Origin of the sequence: Pseudomonas sp. EL_65y_Pfl1_R83 (genome assembly GCF_963970695.1) — a bacterium.
In the GTDB taxonomy this organism is placed as follows: Bacteria; Pseudomonadota; Gammaproteobacteria; order Pseudomonadales; family Pseudomonadaceae; genus Aquipseudomonas; species Aquipseudomonas tritici.
This window is the reverse complement of sequence record NZ_CAXAQI010000002.1, coordinates 160,918-179,716: the sequence shown is the minus strand read 5'-3', so window position 1 is coordinate 179,716 and position 18,799 is coordinate 160,918. Positions and strand designations below refer to the sequence as shown.

General features: G+C 61.0%; 20 protein-coding genes. 16 read left to right on the top strand and 4 right to left on the bottom strand.

Translation table 11 applies throughout. The annotated features are described in order from the left end of the window. Positions 1-64: 64 nt before the first annotated feature. Entirely contained in the window at positions 65-757 is a 693-nt protein-coding gene (locus tag AACY08_RS03045) for an alpha/beta family hydrolase (protein WP_339467958.1), read from the bottom strand. 79 nt (positions 758-836) lie between these two features. Here AACY08_RS03045 and ccoN (AACY08_RS03040) point away from each other — a divergent pair, with 79 nt between their 5' ends. The 14 genes from ccoN (AACY08_RS03040) (at position 837) to hemN (ending at position 14,780) form a co-directional block, all read left to right on the top strand. Next, entirely contained in the window at positions 837-2,261 is a 1,425-nt protein-coding gene (gene ccoN / locus AACY08_RS03040) for a cytochrome-c oxidase, cbb3-type subunit I (protein ID WP_339418731.1), read from the top strand. A gap of 10 nt (positions 2,262-2,271) precedes the next feature. Next, on the top strand, positions 2,272-2,880 hold the full coding sequence (gene ccoO, locus AACY08_RS03035) for a cytochrome-c oxidase, cbb3-type subunit II (RefSeq protein WP_065881223.1): 609 nt from the start codon (positions 2,272-2,274) through the stop codon (positions 2,878-2,880). Between the two features lie 3 nt (positions 2,881-2,883). Further along, the gene (locus tag AACY08_RS03030) at positions 2,884-3,084 is read left to right on the top strand and encodes a cbb3-type cytochrome oxidase subunit 3 (protein ID WP_339467956.1); all 201 of its coding nucleotides are present in this window, start codon (positions 2,884-2,886) and stop codon (positions 3,082-3,084) included. Beyond that, positions 3,081-4,028 carry a cytochrome-c oxidase, cbb3-type subunit III gene (ccoP, locus tag AACY08_RS03025; protein WP_339467954.1) on the top strand — a complete coding sequence of 316 codons (948 nt, stop codon included), beginning with the start codon at positions 3,081-3,083 and terminating at the stop codon, positions 4,026-4,028. The genes AACY08_RS03030 and ccoP (AACY08_RS03025) overlap by 4 nt, the downstream gene beginning before the upstream one ends. A 409-nt stretch (positions 4,029-4,437) precedes the next feature. Beyond that, the gene (gene ccoN / locus AACY08_RS03020) at positions 4,438-5,880 is read left to right on the top strand and encodes a cytochrome-c oxidase, cbb3-type subunit I (protein ID WP_339436435.1); all 1,443 of its coding nucleotides are present in this window, start codon (positions 4,438-4,440) and stop codon (positions 5,878-5,880) included. Next, entirely contained in the window at positions 5,880-6,488 is a 609-nt protein-coding gene (gene ccoO, locus AACY08_RS03015) for a cytochrome-c oxidase, cbb3-type subunit II (RefSeq protein ID WP_003193167.1), read from the top strand. The genes ccoN (AACY08_RS03020) and ccoO (AACY08_RS03015) overlap by 1 nt, the downstream gene beginning before the upstream one ends. Before the next feature lie 6 nt (positions 6,489-6,494). Beyond that, a complete protein-coding gene (locus tag AACY08_RS03010; protein WP_003175465.1) occupies positions 6,495-6,680 on the top strand; it encodes a CcoQ/FixQ family Cbb3-type cytochrome c oxidase assembly chaperone in 186 nt (61 codons plus the stop codon). Beyond that, complete coding sequence (gene ccoP, locus AACY08_RS03005; protein ID WP_339418737.1) at positions 6,677-7,654, top strand: cytochrome-c oxidase, cbb3-type subunit III; 978 nt, start codon at positions 6,677-6,679, stop codon at positions 7,652-7,654. The genes AACY08_RS03010 and ccoP (AACY08_RS03005) overlap by 4 nt, the downstream gene beginning before the upstream one ends. Before the next feature lie 259 nt (positions 7,655-7,913). Continuing rightward, complete coding sequence (ccoG, locus tag AACY08_RS03000; RefSeq protein ID WP_339418738.1) at positions 7,914-9,317, top strand: cytochrome c oxidase accessory protein CcoG; 1,404 nt, start codon at positions 7,914-7,916, stop codon at positions 9,315-9,317. 15 nt (positions 9,318-9,332) lie between these two features. Further along, complete coding sequence (locus AACY08_RS02995; protein WP_339467952.1) at positions 9,333-9,872, top strand: FixH family protein; 540 nt, start codon at positions 9,333-9,335, stop codon at positions 9,870-9,872. Between the two features lie 66 nt (positions 9,873-9,938). Continuing rightward, positions 9,939-12,383: a heavy metal translocating P-type ATPase gene (locus AACY08_RS02990; RefSeq protein WP_339467949.1), complete on the top strand. Its 2,445-nt coding sequence runs from the start codon at positions 9,939-9,941 to the stop codon at positions 12,381-12,383. Positions 12,384-12,405: 22 nt separating this feature from the next. After that, positions 12,406-12,618, top strand: coding sequence for a cbb3-type cytochrome oxidase assembly protein CcoS (gene ccoS / locus AACY08_RS02985; protein ID WP_339418744.1), 213 nt, complete (start codon positions 12,406-12,408; stop codon positions 12,616-12,618). Further along, positions 12,611-13,294, top strand: coding sequence for a sulfite exporter TauE/SafE family protein (locus AACY08_RS02980; protein WP_339467947.1), 684 nt, complete (start codon positions 12,611-12,613; stop codon positions 13,292-13,294). Before ccoS ends, AACY08_RS02980 begins: the two co-directional genes overlap by 8 nt. Before the next feature lie 103 nt (positions 13,295-13,397). Then, positions 13,398-14,780 carry an oxygen-independent coproporphyrinogen III oxidase gene (gene hemN, locus AACY08_RS02975; RefSeq protein WP_339418748.1) on the top strand — a complete coding sequence of 461 codons (1,383 nt, stop codon included), beginning with the start codon at positions 13,398-13,400 and terminating at the stop codon, positions 14,778-14,780. Here the strand turns inward: hemN and AACY08_RS02970 are convergent, their stop codons facing one another. Next, positions 14,781-15,248 (bottom strand): hypothetical protein, encoded by a 468-nt coding sequence (locus AACY08_RS02970; RefSeq protein WP_339467944.1) that lies wholly within the window; start codon positions 15,246-15,248, stop codon positions 14,781-14,783. A gap of 151 nt (positions 15,249-15,399) precedes the next feature. Here AACY08_RS02970 and fnr point away from each other — a divergent pair, with 151 nt between their 5' ends. Both fnr and AACY08_RS02960 read left to right on the top strand, forming a co-directional pair. After that, positions 15,400-16,134, top strand: coding sequence for a fumarate/nitrate reduction transcriptional regulator Fnr (gene fnr, locus AACY08_RS02965; protein WP_049712041.1), 735 nt, complete (start codon positions 15,400-15,402; stop codon positions 16,132-16,134). A 78-nt stretch (positions 16,135-16,212) separates the two neighbouring features. Further along, positions 16,213-16,761 (top strand): adenine phosphoribosyltransferase, encoded by a 549-nt coding sequence (locus tag AACY08_RS02960; RefSeq protein ID WP_065873845.1) that lies wholly within the window; start codon positions 16,213-16,215, stop codon positions 16,759-16,761. 87 nt (positions 16,762-16,848) lie between these two features. Here AACY08_RS02960 and AACY08_RS02955 read toward each other — a convergent pair whose 3' ends face one another. After that, positions 16,849-17,997, bottom strand: coding sequence for an acyl-CoA dehydrogenase family protein (locus AACY08_RS02955; protein WP_339467941.1), 1,149 nt, complete (start codon positions 17,995-17,997; stop codon positions 16,849-16,851). A gap of 199 nt (positions 17,998-18,196) precedes the next feature. After that, positions 18,197-18,799 carry a recombination mediator RecR gene (gene recR, locus AACY08_RS02950; RefSeq protein ID WP_065873846.1) on the bottom strand — a complete coding sequence of 201 codons (603 nt, stop codon included), beginning with the start codon at positions 18,797-18,799 and terminating at the stop codon, positions 18,197-18,199.

The window sequence follows — 18,799 nt, the reverse complement described above, 5'->3', positions numbered from 1 at the left end:
GTGTATTCACACATCAAAATGTGGGAACTGGCTTGTCGGGTCGCCGCACCGCTGCGATGGGGCCCTACAGGCCAGCAATAAACCCAGCCACCTTCACCGCCGCAGCCGCCAAATGCTGCTCATGCGTAAACCCCGAAGCCTTCAACGGCTTCAAATCATGATCCCCCGCCACCAGCCACATCACCTCGATGCTCGGCGACACGTCGTACCCCTCCACCGCCGCCCGATTGCCCAGCGCATCGCGCTCGCCCTGCACAATCAACGTCGGCGCCTTCAACCCAGCCAGGTGCTCGACCCGTGGTTTTTCCGGCTTGCCCACCGCATAGAACGGATACCCCAGGCACACCAGCCCATCGGCGCCCAATTCATCGGCCAACAAACTGGCCATGCGTCCGCCCATGGACTTGCCGCCGATCGCCAGTTTCCCAGCGACATGACGTCGCACCTCGGCATACACCTCGCGCCATGCTTCGAGCAGTTTGGGCGCAGGGTTCGGTGGCCGCCTGCCCCCGTCCACCCGGCGCTGGGCCATGTACGCAAACTCGAAGCGCAACACGTTCACGCCATGCCCGGCAAGGCGTGCAGCCATGTCGTTCATAAACCCGGAATCCATTGGTGCACCGGCGCCGTGGGCCAGGATCAGCGTGACTGGAGCGGCTGAAGTCGTCCTCGACGCCGCATCCCACAGCCACCCATGTTCCCGCACACACTGCACCCATTGATCCCCGTCAATACTGGCCTTGTGCTCTTTGCCCATGCTTGCCTCGCTTTTTAGTCTGCCTATAACTCCAACCCAAGTGTCGCATCTGCTTGGGCTGAACCGTGGATGGGGAACCATGAACACTACTTTAAGTACCGCCTATAACTACAAGGTGGTCCGCCAATTCGCCATTATGACGGTGGTGTGGGGCATCGTCGGCATGGGGCTCGGGGTTTTTCTCGCGGCTCAATTGGTTTGGCCTGCACTCAACTTCGACTTGCCCTGGACCAGCTTCGGCCGCCTGCGCCCGTTGCACACCAACGCGGTGATCTTCGCCTTCGGTGGCTGCGCGCTGTTCGCCAGCTCCTTCTACTCGGTGCAACGTACCTGCCAGACGCAGCTGTTCGCGCCGAAAATCGCCGCATTCTGCTTCTGGGGCTGGCAGCTTGTCATTCTCTCGGCCGCCATCTCCTTGCCACTGGGCTACACCAGTTCCAAGGAATACGCAGAACTGGAATGGCCGATCGACATCCTGATCACCATTGTCTGGGTGGCGTATGCCATCGTGTTCTTTGGCACGATCATGAAGCGCAACACCAAGCATATCTACGTCGGCAACTGGTTCTTCGGTGCGTTCATCATCACCGTGGCCATCCTGCATATCGTCAACAACCTGGAAATCCCGGTTAGCCTGACCAAGTCCTACTCCCTCTACGGCGGTGCGACGGATGCCATGGTGCAGTGGTGGTATGGGCATAACGCGGTAGGCTTTTTCCTCACCGCCGGTTTCCTCGGCATGATGTATTACTTCGTGCCGAAACAGGCCGAGCGCCCGGTGTATTCCTATCGTTTGTCCATCGTGCACTTCTGGGCACTGATCACCCTGTACATCTGGGCCGGCCCGCACCACTTGCACTACACCGCGCTGCCGGACTGGGCACAGTCGCTGGGCATGGTGATGTCGCTGGTGCTGCTGGCACCGAGCTGGGGCGGCATGATCAACGGCATGATGACGCTCTCGGGTGCCTGGCATAAGTTGCGCAGCGACCCGATCCTGCGCTTCCTCGTCGTCTCCCTGGCGTTCTACGGCATGTCGACCTTCGAAGGCCCGATGATGGCGATCAAGACCGTCAACGCCCTCTCCCACTACACCGACTGGACCATCGGCCACGTACACGCCGGCGCCCTTGGCTGGGTAGCGATGATTTCCATTGGCGCGCTGTACCACATGATCCCGAAAGTCTTCGGTCGCGAGCAGATGTACAGCCTTGGTCTGATCAACGCGCACTTCTGGCTGGCCACCATCGGCACCGTGCTCTACATCGCCTCGATGTGGGTCAACGGCATTGCCCAGGGCCTGATGTGGCGTGCGGTCAACGAAGACGGCACCTTGACCTACTCCTTCGTCGAAACCCTGGTGGCCAGCCACCCTGGCTTCATCGTGCGGTTGGTGGGCGGTGCGATCTTCCTCAGCGGCATGTTCCTGATGGCTTACAACACTTGGCGCACCGTGCGTTCGGCGCAACCTGCCGAAGTTGCCGCTGCGGCGCAGATGGCCTGAGGAGTCTGTGATGAAACACGAAACGATTGAAAAGAACGTCGGCCTGCTGATGCTGCTCATGGTCCTGGCCGTGAGCATCGGCGGCCTGACCCAGATCGTCCCGCTGTTCTTCCAGGACGTGACCAACAAACCGGTTGAAGGCATGAAGCCCTACACCGCGTTGCAACTGGAAGGCCGTGACATCTACATCCGCGAAGGCTGCGTACAGTGCCACTCGCAGATGATCCGTCCGTTCCGCGCCGAAACCGAACGCTACGGCCACTACTCGGTCGCCGGCGAAAGTGTGTGGGACCACCCGTTCCTGTGGGGCTCCAAGCGCACCGGGCCGGACCTCGCGCGCGTTGGCGCACGCTACTCGGACGACTGGCACCGCGCGCACTTGTACAACCCGCGCAACGTGGTGCCCGAGTCGAAAATGCCGGCCTATCCGTGGCTGGTCACCGCGCAGGTCGACAGCAGCCACACCGAGACCAAGTTGAACGTGATGCGCACCCTCGGCGTGCCCTACACCGACGACGACATCAGTGCCGCCGTGGCCAGCCTCAAAGGCAAGACCGAGATGGACGCGCTGGTTTCGTACCTGCAAGTGCTCGGCACTGCCATCAAGAGCAAGAGGTGAACCATGGGATTTGAATTCGATGCGGGCACCATCCGCGGCCTCGGCACGCTGGTGGTCGCCATCGCCTTTATCGGCCTGTCGCTGTGGGTGTTCAACAACCGGCGCAATGCGGAATTCGAGCAGGCGCGCCTGTTGCCGTTCGCCGATGAACCTTCTCCATCCGACGCTCAAGAAGAACCTGCAATAAGGAGGACTCGGCCATGACCCTGTTTTGGAGTACATGGATCTGCGTACTGACCCTCGGCAGCCTGATCGGCCTGACCTGGCTCTTGATCGGCACCCGCAAGGGCGAGACCAAGGGCAGCGTCGACCAGACCATGGGCCACGCCTTCGATGGTATCGAGGAATACGACAACCCGCTGCCCCAGTGGTGGTTCATGCTGTTCGCCGGCACCCTGGTGTTTGCGGTCGGCTACCTGATCCTCTACCCGGGCCTGGGCAACTGGAAAGGCGTGTTGCCGGGCTATGAAGACGGCTGGACGTCGTCCAAGGAGTGGGACAAGGAGATGGCCAAGGCTGACACCAGGTTCGGGCCGATCTTCGCCAAATTCTCGGCCATGCCGCTGGAAGAAGTCGCGAAGGACCCGCAAGCGCTGAAAATGGGCGGTCGCCTGTTCGCTTCCAACTGCTCGGTGTGCCACGGCTCGGATGCCAAGGGCGCGTTTGGTTTCCCAAACCTGGCGGACAACATCTGGCGCTGGGGCGGTTCGGCTGAAGCGATCAAGGCCACCATCCTGAACGGCCGCCACGCGGCGATGCCGGCCTGGGGTGACATGCTCGGCGACAACGGCGTGAAAAACGTCGCTGCCTACGTCCGCCACGACGTGGCCAATCTGCCATTGCCTGCCGACAGCACCGCTGACCTGGCCGCAGGCCAAGCGGCGTTCAACACCACCTGTGTCGCATGCCACGGTCCGCAAGGCCACGGCATGGAAGCCATGGGCGCGCCCGACCTGACCAAACCGGCCGGTTACATCTACGGCACCAGCCTTGCGCAGTTGCAGCAAACCATCCGCCACGGCCGCCAAGGCCAGATGCCAGCGCAGGAAGCGCTGCAAGGTAACGATAAAGTGCACTTGTTGGCCGCGTATGTTTACAGCCTGTCCCACAACGCTGATGGTGCAACGCCAGAAAGCCAGCCCCAATAACATCTGACTGCCTCCCCTGGTCAGGGGAGGCTCCGCTTACCTGTGGCGAGGGAGCTTGCTCCCTCGTCACAGGTTCATGCTCACTTTTGAATGAGCCACATCATGAGCGACCAAGTGTCGCACCCTTCCAAAGCACACCTTTCCCCTCCTCACTTTCGGGTCTACGCTTGTTCCCACAGTGGACCATTCCCGGCCTACGCGACGGCAGCCGTTGCGCCCGCTAAATTTCCTGTCCACTCGATCAGCTTTCCATTTCGGATTTTATCCCTACACCAAACATGGAAAGGGCGCAGAATCTGGCGTGGAACGTATTGATACAGGTCAGCCATTGCGTTGCAATGGCCCCTCGCTTTCTACATACTTGCGGCCGATTTTACCTATAAAAAAACCTAAACCGTGGAACCTTAGAATGAGCACAGCAATCAGTCCGACTGCTTATAACTATAAGGTAGTCCGCCAGTTCGCCATCATGACGGTGGTCTGGGGGATCCTTGGCATGGGGCTCGGGGTGTTCATCGCCTCGCAACTGGTTTGGCCGGAATTGAATTTCGGTTTGCCATGGACGACCTTTGGCCGCCTGCGCCCGCTGCACACCAACCTGGTGATCTTCGCCTTCGGCGGATGTGCATTGTTTGCCACCTCCTACTATGTCGTGCAGCGAACCTGCCAGACGCGACTGATCTCCGACAGCCTCGCGGCCTTCACCTTCTGGGGTTGGCAAGCGGTCATTGTCGGCGCCATCGTCACCCTGCCACTGGGGTACACCACCACCAAGGAATACGCCGAGCTGGAATGGCCCATCGCCATTTTGCTTGCCATTGTGTGGGTGACCTATGCCGTGGTGTTCTTTGGGACCATCGTCAAGCGCAAGACCAAGCACATTTATGTGGGCAACTGGTTCTACGGGGCGTTTATCCTGGTGACGGCGATGCTGCACATCGTCAACCACGCCTCGTTGCCGGTCAGCCTGTTCAAGTCCTACTCGGCCTACGCCGGGGCCACGGACGCGATGATCCAGTGGTGGTACGGCCACAACGCCGTAGGGTTTTTCCTCACCACCGGTTTCCTGGGGATGATGTACTACTTCGTGCCGAAACAGGCCGAACGTCCTATTTACTCCTATCGCCTGTCCATCGTGCACTTCTGGGCACTGATCACCCTGTACATCTGGGCCGGCCCGCACCACTTGCACTACACCGCGTTGCCGGACTGGGCGCAGTCCCTGGGCATGGCCATGTCGATCATTCTGCTGGCCCCGAGCTGGGGCGGCATGATCAACGGCATGATGACCCTGTCGGGTGCCTGGCATAAATTGCGCACTGACCCGATCCTGCGCTTCCTCGTGGTATCGCTGGCGTTCTACGGCATGTCGACCTTTGAAGGGCCGATGATGGCGATCAAGACCGTCAACTCGCTGTCCCACTACACCGACTGGACCATCGGCCACGTACACGCCGGCGCACTCGGCTGGGTAGCGATGATCTCCATCGGCGCGCTGTATCACATGATCCCCAAACTGTTCGGCCGTGCGCAGATGCACAGCGTCGGGCTGATCAACACGCACTTCTGGCTGGCGACCATCGGTACCGTGCTCTACATCGCCTCGATGTGGGTCAACGGCATCACCCAGGGCCTGATGTGGCGTGCAATCAACGATGACGGCACCCTCACCTACTCCTTCGTCGAAGCGCTGCAGGCCAGCCATCCGGGCTTTATCGTCCGCGCGTTGGGCGGTGCGTTCTTTGCCTCCGGCATGCTGTTCATGGCCTACAACGTCTGGCGCACTGTGCGTGCCTCCGACCCTGCCGAAGCCGAAGCCGCCGCCAAGATCGCCGTTGTGGGAGCCCACTGATGAAGCATGAAGTAGTCGAGAAGAATATCGGCCTGCTGGCCTTCTTCATGGTCATCGCCGTGAGTATCGGCGGCCTGACCCAGATCGTTCCGCTGTTTTTCCAGGACGTCACCAACAAGCCGGTGGAAGGCATGAAGCCGCGCACCGCGCTTGAACTGGAAGGCCGCGACGTCTACATCGCCAACGGTTGTGTCGGCTGCCACTCGCAGATGATCCGCCCGTTCCGCGCCGAAACCGAACGCTACGGCCACTACTCGGTCGCCGGCGAAAGCGTCTGGGACCACCCATTCCTGTGGGGTTCCAAACGTACCGGCCCGGATTTGGCCCGTGTCGGCGGTCGTTACTCTGATGACTGGCAACGTGCGCACTTGTACAACCCGCGCAACGTCGTGCCTGAGTCGAAAATGCCGGCGTACCCGTTCCTCGTGGAAAACAAGCTCGACGGCAAGGACACCGCGAAGAAGATGGAAGTCTTGCGCACCCTGGGCGTGCCCTACACCGACGAAGACATCGCCGGTGCAGCCGCAGCCGTGAAGGGCAAGACCGAAATGGACGCATTGGTGGCCTACCTGCAAGGCCTTGGCACCATCATCAAAAGCAAACGGTGATTCTTCATGGATATCGGGATGATTCGTGGGCTGGGCACCGTTGTGGTGATGGTTGCCTTTATCGGCCTGGCGTTGTGGGTGTTCAGCCCCAAGCGCAAGTCGGAGTTTGAAGACGCGACCTTGCTGCCCTTTGCGGATGATCCCGAAGCCATCAAGCACGTCGAGCAAGCTTCTAGGAGTAACAAAGAATGACTACGTTCTGGAGTCTGTACGTCACAGTCCTCAGTCTGGGTACCATCTTCGCCCTGACCTGGCTGCTGCTGTCGACCCGCAAGGGCCAGCGCGCCGAGCAAACCGACGAGACTGTCGGCCACTCGTTCGACGGCATCGAGGAGTACGACAACCCGCTGCCCAAGTGGTGGTTCATGCTGTTTGTCGGCACCATCATCTTCGCCCTCGGCTATCTGGTGCTGTACCCGGGTCTGGGCAATTGGAAGGGCCTACTGCCGGGCTACAACTACCTCGATAACGACAAGCAAACCGCTTTCGCCAACGGCCAGACCGGTTGGACCGGCGTGCACGAGTGGGAAAAGGAAATGGCCAGGTCGGACGCCAAGTTCGGGCCGATCTTCGCCAAATTCGCCTCGATGCCGATTGAGGAAGTCGCCAAGGATCCACAAGCCTTGAAGATGGGGGGCCGTCTGTTCGCCTCCAACTGCTCGGTGTGCCACGGTTCCGACGCCAAGGGCGCCTATGGCTTCCCCAACCTGACCGACGCCGACTGGCGCTGGGGTGGCGAGCCCGCCACCATCAAGGAAACCATCATGAAGGGTCGCCATGCCGTGATGCCGGCCTGGCTGGATATCCTCAAGGAGCAAGGCGTCAGCGACGTCGCCGCCTTCGTGGTGACCAACCTTGACGGTCGCAAACTGCCAGAAGGCGTCAAGGCTGACGTGGCCAACGGCGAAAAACTCTTCGCCGCCAACTGCGTGGCCTGCCACGGCCCTGCCGGTAAAGGCACCCCCGCCATGGGCGCGCCTGACCTGACTCACCCGGGCGCCTTCATCTACGGCTCGAGCTTCGCCCAACTGCAACAGACCCTCCGTTGGGGCCGTCAGGGCCAGATGCCTGCGCAGGAGCAACTGCAAGGGAATGACAAGGTGCACTTGCTGGCGGCATACGTTTACAGCTTGTCCCATGGGGATAAGAAGGCTGAAGAGCAGTAAGACCTTTCAAATGCGCTGAAAACACCGAAGACCTAGTGTGGGAGCGGGCTTGCCCGCTCCCACATTCGATCTCCTTCGATTTGACGACCGAGCCAGCCAAAACCGACCCTACTTTCCAAGTCAATTGATCCAGATCACGTAGGTCGTCCCCTTTCAGCAGCAACGGGGGCGTATCATCAGGCCACTGCAACACCCTTTAATTTGACCCCGGTTGGCACGTACTGGCCGAGGCAAGTCTCCACCGCCGTGGGATGCAATGATGAGCGACCAGATACCGGTACAAGACGTTACCCCGCCTGCCAAAACCGTCGACCTCTACGCCTCGCGAGAGAAAATCTATACCCGTGCCTTCACCGGCCTGTTCCGCAATCTGCGCATGCTCGGTGGTGCCGGTCTGTTCCTGCTCTACTTCGGCACTGTGTGGCTGAACTGGGGTGGTCACCAGGCTGTGTGGTGGAACCTGCCGGAGCGTAAATTCTTTATTTTCGGCGCGACCTTCTGGCCCCAGGACTTCATCCTCCTGTCGGGCATTCTGATTGTTGCGGCGTTCGGCCTGTTCTTTATCACCGTGTACGCCGGACGCGTGTGGTGTGGGTATACCTGCCCGCAAAGTGTGTGGACATGGATCTTCATGTGGTGCGAAAAGGTCACCGAAGGCGACCGCAACCAACGCATCAAGCTCGATAAAGCGCCGATGGGCGCCAACAAATTCCTGCGCAAAGTCAGCAAACACAGCCTGTGGCTGCTGATCGGCTTTGCGACCGGCATGACCTTTGTCGGCTACTTTTCGCCGATCCGCGAGCTGGTGTTCGAGTTCTTCACCGGCCAGGCCGATGGCTGGTCGTATTTCTGGGTGGGTTTCTTCACCCTCGCCACCTATGGCAACGCCGGCTGGCTGCGCGAACAGGTGTGCATCTACATGTGCCCGTACGCGCGTTTCCAGAGTGTGATGTTCGACAAAGACACGCTGATTGTCTCTTACGACCCACGTCGTGGCGAACTGCGCGGCCCGCGTAAAAAGGGCGTCGACTACAAGGCCCAGGGCCTGGGGGATTGCATCGATTGCACGATGTGCGTGCAGGTGTGCCCTACGGGTATCGACATCCGCGACGGCCTGCAGATCGAGTGCATCGGCTGCGCCGCGTGTATCGACGCCTGCGACAACATCATGGACAAGATGGACTACCCGCGTGGCCTGATCAGCTACACCACCGAGCACAATCTTTCCGGGCAGAAAACCCACAAGTTGCGCCCGCGCTTGATCGGCTATGCCTTGGTATTGCTGGCGATGATCAGCCTGCTGGCGGCGGCATTCTTCATGCGCTCTCTGGTGGGTTTCGACGTGAGCAAAGACCGCGTGCTGTTTCGCGAAAACGCCGAAGGGCGTATCGAAAACGTCTACAGCCTAAAGATCATGAACAAGGATCAGCGCGACCACACCTACGTGCTCGATGCGTCGGGCCTGCCGGACCTCAAGCTGCAGGGCCGCCGCGAGATCAAGGTGGCCGCCGGCGATATCGTCAGCATGCCGGTGGAGCTGTCGAGTGCGCCGGAACAATTACCATCGAGCACCAACGAGGTGACCTTCATGCTCAAGGATGCCGATGACGCCAGCGTCCAGATTGAAGCCAAGAGCCGATTCATCGGCCCACACGTCCGTTAATCAAGAGAGCCAACAATGCCCCTAGCGACTGCTGCAAGCCCCTGGTACAAGCATCTGTGGCCCTGGATCATCATTGCGATCCTGGCCTGCTCGGTGACCTTGACCCTGTCCATGGTGACCATCGCGGTGAACAACCCGGACAACCTGGTCAACGACAACTACTATGAGGCCGGCAAAGGCATCAACCGTTCCCTCGACCGTGAGCTGCTGGCCCAGACCCTGCAACTGCGCGCCAAGATGCACCTGGATGAGCTGACCGGTGAAGTCGAGGTGAACCTCACCGGCAACAGCAACCCGACCACCCTGGAATTGAACCTGATTTCCCCGACCCAGCCCGAGAAGGATCGCAAGATCAACCTGGCCCGCAGTGACAGTGAGCCCGGCCGCTACATAGGCCAGGTCACCGACAAGGTCGAAGGCCGTCGCTTCGTCGAATTGCTCGGCGTGGAAGGCAACCGCACCTGGCGCATGTTCGAGGAAGAACAGGTCAGCCACGACAAAGACTTGCTGCTGGGTGATGAACCGTTGCAGGGTGCCGAAGACCTGAAAAAGTAAAAACCTGCGCTTCGCGCATCGCGGGCAAGTCGCACCGCCGCTCCCAGCCACTATAGATTCCAGATCATGACCACCCCGTGCTACCACTGCGCCCTCCCCGTCCCCTCCGGCAGCCGTTTTACCGCCGTGATCCTCGGCGAACGCCGCGAACTCTGCTGCCCCGGCTGCCAGGCGGTGGCCGAAGCGATTGTCGCCGGTGGCCTGGAAAGCTACTACCAGCACCGCAGCGAAGCCTCGGCCAACCCTGAGGCGTTACCCGTGCAACTGGTGGACGAGCTGGCGCTGTACGACCGCGCCGACGTGCAAAAACCCTTTGTACGCCACGACGGCGAACTCGCCGAAGCCACGCTGCTGATGGAAGGTATCAGCTGCGCCGCCTGTGGCTGGCTGATCGAGAAACACCTGCGCCGCCTGCCCGCCGTGGCCGAGGCGCGCCTGAACGTGTCCAACCACCGCTTGCTGGTGCGCTGGGCTGACGGGCAGTTGCCGTTGAGCCAGTTACTCAGCGAGCTGCGCCATATCGGTTACGCCGCCCACCCGTATCAAGCGGACCGCGCTGCCGAGCAACTGGCCAGCGAAAACCGCCTGGCCCTGCGCCAATTGGGTGTGGCTGGGCTGCTGTGGTTCCAGGCGATGATGGCAACCATGGCCACCTGGCCGGAATTCAACATCGACCTGAGCCCGGAGCTGCATGTGATCCTTCGCTGGGTGGCGATGTTTCTTACAACACCCATCGTGTTCTACAGCTGTGCACCGTTTTTCAAGGGCGCCTTGCGCGACTTGCGTACGCGTCACCTGACCATGGATGTGTCGGTTTCATTGGCCATCGGCGGTGCATATCTGGCGGGCATCTGGACCGCGATCACCGGCGTAGGTGAGTTGTACTTCGATGCGGTGGGCATGTTTGCGCTGTTCTTGCTGGCCGGTCGCTACCTCGAGCGGCGTGCCCGCGAGCGGACGGCTGCCGCGACGGCGCAGTTGGTCAACCTGCTGCCCGCCTCGTGCCTACGACTCAAGGCGGATGGTCAAAGCGAGCGCATCCTGCTTCCCGAGCTGGCGTTGGGTGACCGTGTACTGGTGCACCCCGGTGCAGTACTGCCGGCGGACGGCGTGATTCTCGACGGCCAATCGAGCATTGATGAGTCCCTGCTCACCGGTGAATACCTGCCGCAACCGCGCCAAACCGGGGATGCGGTCACGGCGGGCACCCTCAATGTGGAAGGCGCATTAACAGTCCAAGTGCGCGCCTTGGGCCATGACACGCGCCTGTCCGCCATCGTGCGCCTGCTGGAGCGCGCCCAGGCCGACAAACCGCGCCTGGCGCAGATCGCAGACCGCGCTGCGCAGTGGTTCTTGCTGTGCTCGTTGATCGCCGCCGCCCTGATCGGCTTGCTGTGGTGGGAATTGGATTCTCCGCGGGCGTTCTGGATTGTATTGGCGATGTTGGTCGCGACCTGCCCATGTGCATTGTCCCTGGCCACACCCACCGCGCTCACTGCCGCCACTGGCACCTTGCACAAACTCGGGTTATTGCTGACTCGCGGACACGTGCTGGAAGGGCTGAACCAAATCGACACGGTGATTTTCGACAAGACCGGCACCCTCACCGAAGGCCGCTTGGCCTTGAGAGCCATCCGTCCCCTGGGCACATTGAGCACGGACCTGTGCCTGAGCCTCGCCGCCGCCCTGGAAAACCGTTCCGAACACCCGATTGCCCGCGCCTTTGGCCGCGCGCCGCTGGCAGCCGATGAGGTGCTCAGTTCGCCTGGGCTTGGTCTTGAAGGCCGCGTTGGCGAGCGCCAATTGCGCATTGGCCAACCGGGCTTTGTCTGCGAACTCAGTGGTTGCGCGATCCCCGCCTCACCGACAGATTCGGGTCAATGGCTGCTGCTTGGCGACCGCGAAGGCGCCCTCGCCTGGTTTGTGCTCGATGATCGCCTGCGCAGTGACGCCCCGGCCCTGCTGGCCGCCTGCAAGGCGCGCGGCTGGCGCACGCTGTTGCTGTCCGGGGACAGTTCGCCGATGGTCGCCAGTGTCGCCGCCGAGTTGGGGATCGACGAAGCCCACGGTGGTCTGCGCCCTGATGACAAGTTGCAGGTGCTGCAACAACTGCACAAGGAAGGCCGCAAGGTGATGATGCTCGGCGATGGGGTCAACGATGTGCCTGTGCTCGCCGCCGCGGATATCAGCGTGGCCATGGGCACCGCCACCGACCTGGCCAAGACCAGCGCCGATGCGGTGTTGCTTTCCAACCGCCTGGACGCGCTGGTGCAAGCCTTTTCCCTGGCGCGGCGCACGCGTCGCGTGATCATTGAAAACCTGCTGTGGGCCGGGCTGTACAATGGCCTTATGCTGCCGTTTGCCGCCCTGGGTTGGATCACGCCCATCTGGGCGGCTATCGGTATGTCCCTCAGTTCGTTGACCGTGGTGCTCAATGCCCTGCGCCTGACTCGCCTGCCGAGCGCGCCAGTTGCCCGAGCCCCCTCAGTAACCCGCCCGCTGCCGGTGTGAGCCGTGCGGACATGGAGTGCAGATGCCAGCTTTATACGTGATGATTCCGGCGGCACTGCTGTTAGTGGGCGTGGCCATCTACATCTTCTTCTGGGCCGTGGACAGCGGCCAATACGACGACCTCGATGGGCCGGCCCATAGCGTGCTGTTCGACGACCAGGACCCGAATCACCTGGCCGGTGTCGAAGAAGCCAACCACCCCGAACAATCGCCCAAAGACCCACCCCATGCTTGAACTGGCGCCGCTGTTGGTCTCCGCATTGATCCTCGGCCTGCTGGGGGGCGGCCATTGCTTGGGCATGTGCGGCGGGCTGATGGGCGCATTGACCCTGGCGATCCCCAGGGAGCAGCGCAGGCGCAGGTTTCGCCTGCTGCTGGCGTACAACCTGGGGCGCATCCTCAGCTATGCCGCTGCCGGCGTGTTGATCGGCCTGGCCGGCTGGGCGGTGGCGAACAGCCCGGCCGCGATGTTCATGCGCGTACTCGCCGGGCTGTTATTGATCAGCATGGGCCTCTACCTGGCGGGCTGGTGGAGCGGCCTCACCCGCATCGAAAGCCTCGGACGCGGCCTGTGGCGGCATATCCAGCCCGTTGCCAACCGTTTGCTGCCGGTATCCAGCCTGCCGCGCGCGTTGCTGCTGGGCGCACTCTGGGGCTGGTTGCCGTGCGGATTGGTCTACAGCACATTGCTGTGGGCGGCGAGCCAGGGGAATGCGTTGGACAGCGGGTTGCTGATGCTGGCGTTTGGACTGGGCACTTGGCCGGTACTGTTGGCCACCGGCCTGGCGGCTGAGCGGGTCACGGCGCTACTGCGCAAACGCAGCGTGCGGATGGCCGGTGGCTTGCTGGTCATGCTCTTCGGTATCTGGACGTTGCCCGGTCCGCACCAGCACTGGCTAATGGGCCACTAAATCGCCATGTGGCATAGCGCCGCTCCCCGTTGATGCAAATCAAGATGGCACCCGCGACGTGCCCCTAGACTCACCCCACTAGCCAATCCGGGGGAGCGACCGCATGCTCGACGCCATTCGTTGGGACACCCATCTGATTCACCGCTACGACTTGGCAGGACCGCGCTACACGTCCTACCCCACCGCCGTACAATTCGACAGCCAGGTCGGCACGTTCGACCTGCTCCACGCCCTGCGCGACAGTCGCAAGGCTGTGCGGCCATTGTCGCTGTATGTGCATGTGCCGTTTTGCGCGAACATCTGCTACTACTGCGCCTGCAACAAAGTCATCACCAAGGATCGTGGCCGCGCCCAGGCTTACCTGCAACGCCTGGTGCAGGAAATCCAGCTGGTGGCCTGCCACCTCGACCCTAAACAACCAGTGGAACAACTGCACTTTGGCGGCGGTACGCCGACGTTTCTCAGCCACGACGAACTGCGCCAGGTCATGGCATGCCTGCGCCAGCACTTCAATTTGCTGGATGATGATTCCGGCGACTACAGCATTGAGATCGACCCCCGCGAGGCGGATTGGGCCACCATGGGCCTGCTGCGCGAGCTGGGCTTCAACCGCGTCAGCGTCGGCCTGCAAGACCTCGACCCCGAGGTGCAACGCGCGGTCAACCGCCTGCAAAGCCTGGAAGAAACCCGTGCAGTCATCGACGCCGCGCGCACCCTGCAATTTCGCTCGATCAATATCGACCTGATCTACGGCCTGCCCAAGCAGACCCCGCTGAACTTCGCGCGCACCGTGGAGGAAGTGATCAGCCTGCAACCGGACCGCCTGTCGGTATTTAACTATGCGCATCTACCGGAACGCTTCATGCCGCAGCGGCGCATCAACACCGACGACTTGCCTTCTCCGGCAGAAAAGCTGCTGATGCTGCAAACCACCATCGAGCAATTGACCCAGGCCGGCTATCGCTACATCGGCATGGATCACTTCGCCCTGCCGGACGACGAGCTGGCCATCGCCCAGGAAGAAGGCACTCTGCAACGCAACTTCCAGGGCTATACCACCCACGGTCATTGCGACCTGATCGGGCTCGGGGTGTCGGCGATCAGCCAGATCGGCGACCTGTACTGCCAGAACAGCAGCGACCTCAACGCCTACCAGAACAGCTTGGCCGGCGCGCAACTGGCCACCAGCCGCGGTTTGGTCTGCACCTCGGACGATCGGTTGCGGCGGGAGGTTATCCAACAGTTGATCTGCAATTTCAGCCTGGCGTTCGAGAAGATCGAGCCGGCCTTCAACATTGATTTTCGCGGGTATTTTGACGACATCTGGCCGCAACTGGAGGCCATGGCCGAAGATGGCCTGATCGAACTCGACGCCCAGGGCATTCGTGTATTGCCGGCCGGGCGACTGCTGGTGCGTTCGGTGTGCATGGTGTTCGATGCCTACCTGGAGCACCAGAATCGGCAACGATTTTCACGGGTGATCTGATTACATCGACAACGAGGCGGCCTTCATCGAGTCGTTGGCGCTCATACCTTTCATCGACTTGGCCAGGGAGGTCTGAGCCGACATCAGGCCCGCCTGCAAAGAACTGATTTCGCTTTGCAGAGCACTGGTCTTGGCTCGAGCCTCTTCGGGCGAAAGGTTATTGGCCGCCGCGACTGCCGCCAGTTCGGCCTGTTTTTCGGCGATCTGCTGTTTCAATTGGCGGATCATTTTCAGCACCTGTTTGACGTTGTCGTCCAGGCCACTGTCATCGATATCCGCATTGGAGCTTTTGGCCGCACCAGCGGCTTTGAAGGCATCGGCGGAAATAGTCACGGCCACACCTTCAACCACTTTGGGTGCAGTAGCCGTTTCAGCGCCTGGTACTTCTTCCTTGGCCTCAGCCAATGGCTTTGCATCCGGCACAGTCGGAACGCGGATGGCAGGGTTGTAGGCGGCTATAACAGACATGATCCAGGCTCCGACTAATAGGTATGCCTGCTGTATCGACCTTGATACAAAAACCTTTATACCGCTGCCGGTTTTTTGTACACGCTGGCTTCAGCGACCTCCAGTGCGTTACCCTTACGTCTTATGTGTGTTTTCCCACAAGGATTAAAAAATGTCCGAGCCAGTCAAACTGCGCGCTCACAGCCAGGCCCATTGCAAGGATTGCAGCCTGGCACCCCTCTGCCTGCCACTTTCGTTGAATTTGGAAGACATGGATGCGCTGGACGAGATCGTTAAACGCGGTCGCCCGCTGAAAAAAGGCGAGTTTCTGTTTCGCCAGGGCGACAAGTTCGATTCCGTTTATGCAGTGCGTTCGGGCGCGTTGAAGACATTCAGCCTGAGCGATGGCGGCGAAGAACAGATCACGGGTTTCCACTTGCCCAGTGAACTGGTGGGGCTGTCAGGCATGGACACCGAGATTCACCCGGTGTCGGCCCAGGCGCTGGAGACTACGTCAGTGTGCGAAATCCCCTTCGAGCGCCTGGACGAACTGGCCCTGCAATTGCCGCAACTGCGCCGTCAGCTGATGCGCGTGATGAGCCGCGAGATTCGCGACGACCAGCAAATGATGCTGCTGTTGTCGAAGAAAACCGCCGACGAGCGCATCGCCACCTTCCTGGTCAACTTGTCCGCGCGGTTCCGCGCCCGTGGTTTCTCGGCCAACCAGTTCCGCCTGAGCATGTCGCGCAATGAAATCGGCAACTACCTGGGCCTGGCGGTGGAAACCGTGTCCCGCGTGTTTACCCGTTTTCAGCAGAACGAGTTGATCGCTGCCGAAGGCAAGGAAGTGCATATCCTCGACCCGATCCAACTGTGTGCATTGGCCGGCGGCACGGTCGACGCCTGATCCAAACGCTGCGGCCGCGCCAACTGGCGAGGCCGCAGGTATACTTCGAGTCCGTTTCCAGCCCAGGACTCTTCGACGATGACCTTTGATTCGTTCGACATCAAATCCCTGATCCGCCCTGTCATCGACTTCCCCAAGCCTGGGGTGATCTTTCGTGACATCACCCCGCTGTTCCAATCGCCTCGCGCCCTGCGGCTGGTGGCCGACAGCTTTGCCCAGCGTTATGTCGAGGCTGACTTCACGCACATCGGCGCCATGGATGCGCGGGGGTTCCTGATCGGTTCGATCATCGCCTATCAACTGAACAAGCCGCTGATCCTCTTTCGCAAGCAGGGCAAGCTACCAGCCGACGTGCTGGCCGAGGGTTATCAGACCGAGTACGGCGAGGCCTTCCTGGAAGTGCACGCTGACAGCCTGTGTGAGGGTGACTCGGTATTGATCTTCGATGATTTGATTGCCACAGGCGGCACCCTGATCGCGGCGGCGAACCTGGTGCGGCGCATGGGTGCGCAGATTTTTGAAGCGGCGGCGATCATTGATTTGCCGGAGTTGGGTGGGTCGCAGCGGTTGGAAGATATGGGGATTCCGACGTTTTGTTTGACGCAGTTTGCGTTGACTGAGCGCTGACCGCTTGAGCTGATTACTTAGTTGTCCGGTCCGGCCTCTTCGCGAGCAAGCCCGCTTGCCCGCGAAGAGGCCAAGAAGAACACAAGATCACAACCCCATCTGCTTGCTGATGATTTCATTCATCACTTCCCGAGTCCCTCCCCCGATGGACAGGATGCGGTTGTCCCGATACAGGCGCTCCACCAGGTTCCCACGCATATACCCCTGGCCCCCGAGTATCTGCACGGCGTCAAACGTCACGCGGTCCGCCGTGTCAGTGGCGAGGTTCTTGGCCATGGAAATTTCCTTGATCACACTCTTTCCCGCGGCCATCTTTGCCGCCTGGCGGTAGGTGAATTCGCGGGAGACTTCCACGGCAGTGGCCATTTCCGCCAAGCGATGCTTGATCACCTGGAATTTGCCGATGGGTTTGCCGAAGGCTTCGCGTTGCGCGGCCCATTTGAGGCTTTCCTCAAGTGCCAGCTGTGCGGTCATGTTGGCCATAAGGGCCAACGCCAGGCGTTCGCTCTGGAAGTTGCCCATGATGCAGGCGAAACCCATGTTCTCGGCGCCGATCAGGTTGCCAGCAGACACCCGGCAATCGTCGAAGAATAATTCAGCCGTGTCCGACGCCCACCAGCCCATTTTCTTCAGAGGTTGGCCGACGGTAAAACCGGGGGTGTCTTTTTCGATCAGCAGCAGGCTGATACCGGAAAAACCCGGCTCGCCGGTGCGCACGGCCACGGTGTAGAAATCGGCGCGGATGCCGCTGGTGATAAAGGTTTTGCTGCCGCTGACGCGGTAGTGATCGCCGTCGCGAATGGCGCGGGTTTGCAGGCTGGCCACATCGGAACCGCCGCCCGGCTCTGTGACAGCCAGGGCGATGATCTTCTCACCCGACAACACCAACGGCGCTACGCGCTGGCGTACTTCGGGTCGCGCCCACTTGACGACAGGCGGCAGGCCGATATCCAGCGAACCCAGCCCCGCCACCACGCCGCCGGAGCCGCAGCGCATCAACTCCTCGCTGGCGGCCACTTTCGCGAACAGATCACCTTCATGACTGCCACCCAGGGCTTCGGGGTAACCAATGCCCAGTATCCCCGCCGCGCCGGCCTTGAGGTACAGCTCTCGGGGAAAACTCTCGGCCTCTTCCCACTGCTCGACGCCGGGCAACATTTCGCGTTCGACAAAACGGCGCACGCTGTCGCGGACCAATTGATGGCTGGGGTCGAAGTAGTCCTGATAGGCAGACATCGGCAAGCTCCACTGTGAGGTAGAGCGAACTTACCAAGCGCTTGCTTGGTTATCAAGTTGACTGCAGATTTCACCCAGAACACAAAACCAATGTGGAGCGGGCTTGCTCGCGAATACAGGGTAGCAGTCAACAAAGATATTGACTGATCCACCGCATTCGCGAGCAAGCCCGCTCCCACCTTTTGATCTGTGTCGCCCCTTAAAGGGCGATGGGTTTGCGACCGGCGAAGGAATGCGCCAGCGTCCCACCGTCCACCAATTCCAACTCGCCACCCAGCGGCACGCCATGGGCGATGCGCGAGGTGATCAGGCCTTTGTTGCTCAGGAGTTGGGCGATGTAATGCGCGGTCGCCTCACCTTCCACCGTCGGATTGGTGGCGAGGATCACTTCGGTAAAGGTGCCCTGCTCTTCAATACGCGCCACCAGTTGCGGAATGCCGATGGCTTCCGGGCCCAAGCCGTCCAGCGGCGACAGGTGGCCCTTGAGCACGAAGTAGCGCCCGCGATAGCCAGTCTGCTCCACCGCGTACACATCCATCGGCCCTTCCACCACGCACAGCAGCGTGTCGTCGCGGCGCGGGTCGGCGCATTGCGGGCAGAGCTCCTCTTCGGTGAGGGTGCGGCACTGGCGGCAGTGGCCCACACCGGTCATGGCCTGGCTCAGGGCCTGGGCCAACCGGGTGCCGCCGCTGCGATCACGCTCCAGCAGTTGCAGCGCCATGCGCTGGGCAGTTTTCTGGCCCACGCCCGGCAAAGTGCGCAAGGCGTCGATCAGTTGGCGAATCAGGGGGCTGAAGCTCAT

Excerpts from the sequence above, each read along its gene's own strand:
- AACY08_RS03045 (WP_339467958.1), bottom strand. The coding sequence starts at position 757 with ATGGGCAAAGAGCACAAGGCCAGTATTGACGGGGATCAATGGGTGCAG.
- ccoN (WP_339418731.1), top strand. The coding sequence starts at position 837 with ATGAACACTACTTTAAGTACCGCCTATAACTACAAGGTGGTCCGCCAA.
- ccoO (WP_065881223.1), top strand. The coding sequence starts at position 2,272 with ATGAAACACGAAACGATTGAAAAGAACGTCGGCCTGCTGATGCTGCTC.
- AACY08_RS03030 (WP_339467956.1), top strand. The coding sequence starts at position 2,884 with ATGGGATTTGAATTCGATGCGGGCACCATCCGCGGCCTCGGCACGCTG.
- ccoP (WP_339467954.1), top strand. The coding sequence starts at position 3,081 with ATGACCCTGTTTTGGAGTACATGGATCTGCGTACTGACCCTCGGCAGC.
- ccoN (WP_339436435.1), top strand. The coding sequence starts at position 4,438 with ATGAGCACAGCAATCAGTCCGACTGCTTATAACTATAAGGTAGTCCGC.
- ccoO (WP_003193167.1), top strand. The coding sequence starts at position 5,880 with ATGAAGCATGAAGTAGTCGAGAAGAATATCGGCCTGCTGGCCTTCTTC.
- AACY08_RS03010 (WP_003175465.1), top strand. The coding sequence starts at position 6,495 with ATGGATATCGGGATGATTCGTGGGCTGGGCACCGTTGTGGTGATGGTT.
- ccoP (WP_339418737.1), top strand. The coding sequence starts at position 6,677 with ATGACTACGTTCTGGAGTCTGTACGTCACAGTCCTCAGTCTGGGTACC.
- ccoG (WP_339418738.1), top strand. The coding sequence starts at position 7,914 with ATGAGCGACCAGATACCGGTACAAGACGTTACCCCGCCTGCCAAAACC.
- AACY08_RS02995 (WP_339467952.1), top strand. The coding sequence starts at position 9,333 with ATGCCCCTAGCGACTGCTGCAAGCCCCTGGTACAAGCATCTGTGGCCC.
- AACY08_RS02990 (WP_339467949.1), top strand. The coding sequence starts at position 9,939 with ATGACCACCCCGTGCTACCACTGCGCCCTCCCCGTCCCCTCCGGCAGC.
- ccoS (WP_339418744.1), top strand. The coding sequence starts at position 12,406 with ATGCCAGCTTTATACGTGATGATTCCGGCGGCACTGCTGTTAGTGGGC.
- AACY08_RS02980 (WP_339467947.1), top strand. The coding sequence starts at position 12,611 with ATGCTTGAACTGGCGCCGCTGTTGGTCTCCGCATTGATCCTCGGCCTG.
- hemN (WP_339418748.1), top strand. The coding sequence starts at position 13,398 with ATGCTCGACGCCATTCGTTGGGACACCCATCTGATTCACCGCTACGAC.
- AACY08_RS02970 (WP_339467944.1), bottom strand. The coding sequence starts at position 15,248 with ATGTCTGTTATAGCCGCCTACAACCCTGCCATCCGCGTTCCGACTGTG.
- fnr (WP_049712041.1), top strand. The coding sequence starts at position 15,400 with ATGTCCGAGCCAGTCAAACTGCGCGCTCACAGCCAGGCCCATTGCAAG.
- AACY08_RS02960 (WP_065873845.1), top strand. The coding sequence starts at position 16,213 with ATGACCTTTGATTCGTTCGACATCAAATCCCTGATCCGCCCTGTCATC.
- AACY08_RS02955 (WP_339467941.1), bottom strand. The coding sequence starts at position 17,997 with ATGTCTGCCTATCAGGACTACTTCGACCCCAGCCATCAATTGGTCCGC.
- recR (WP_065873846.1), bottom strand. The coding sequence starts at position 18,799 with ATGAGCTTCAGCCCCCTGATTCGCCAACTGATCGACGCCTTGCGCACT.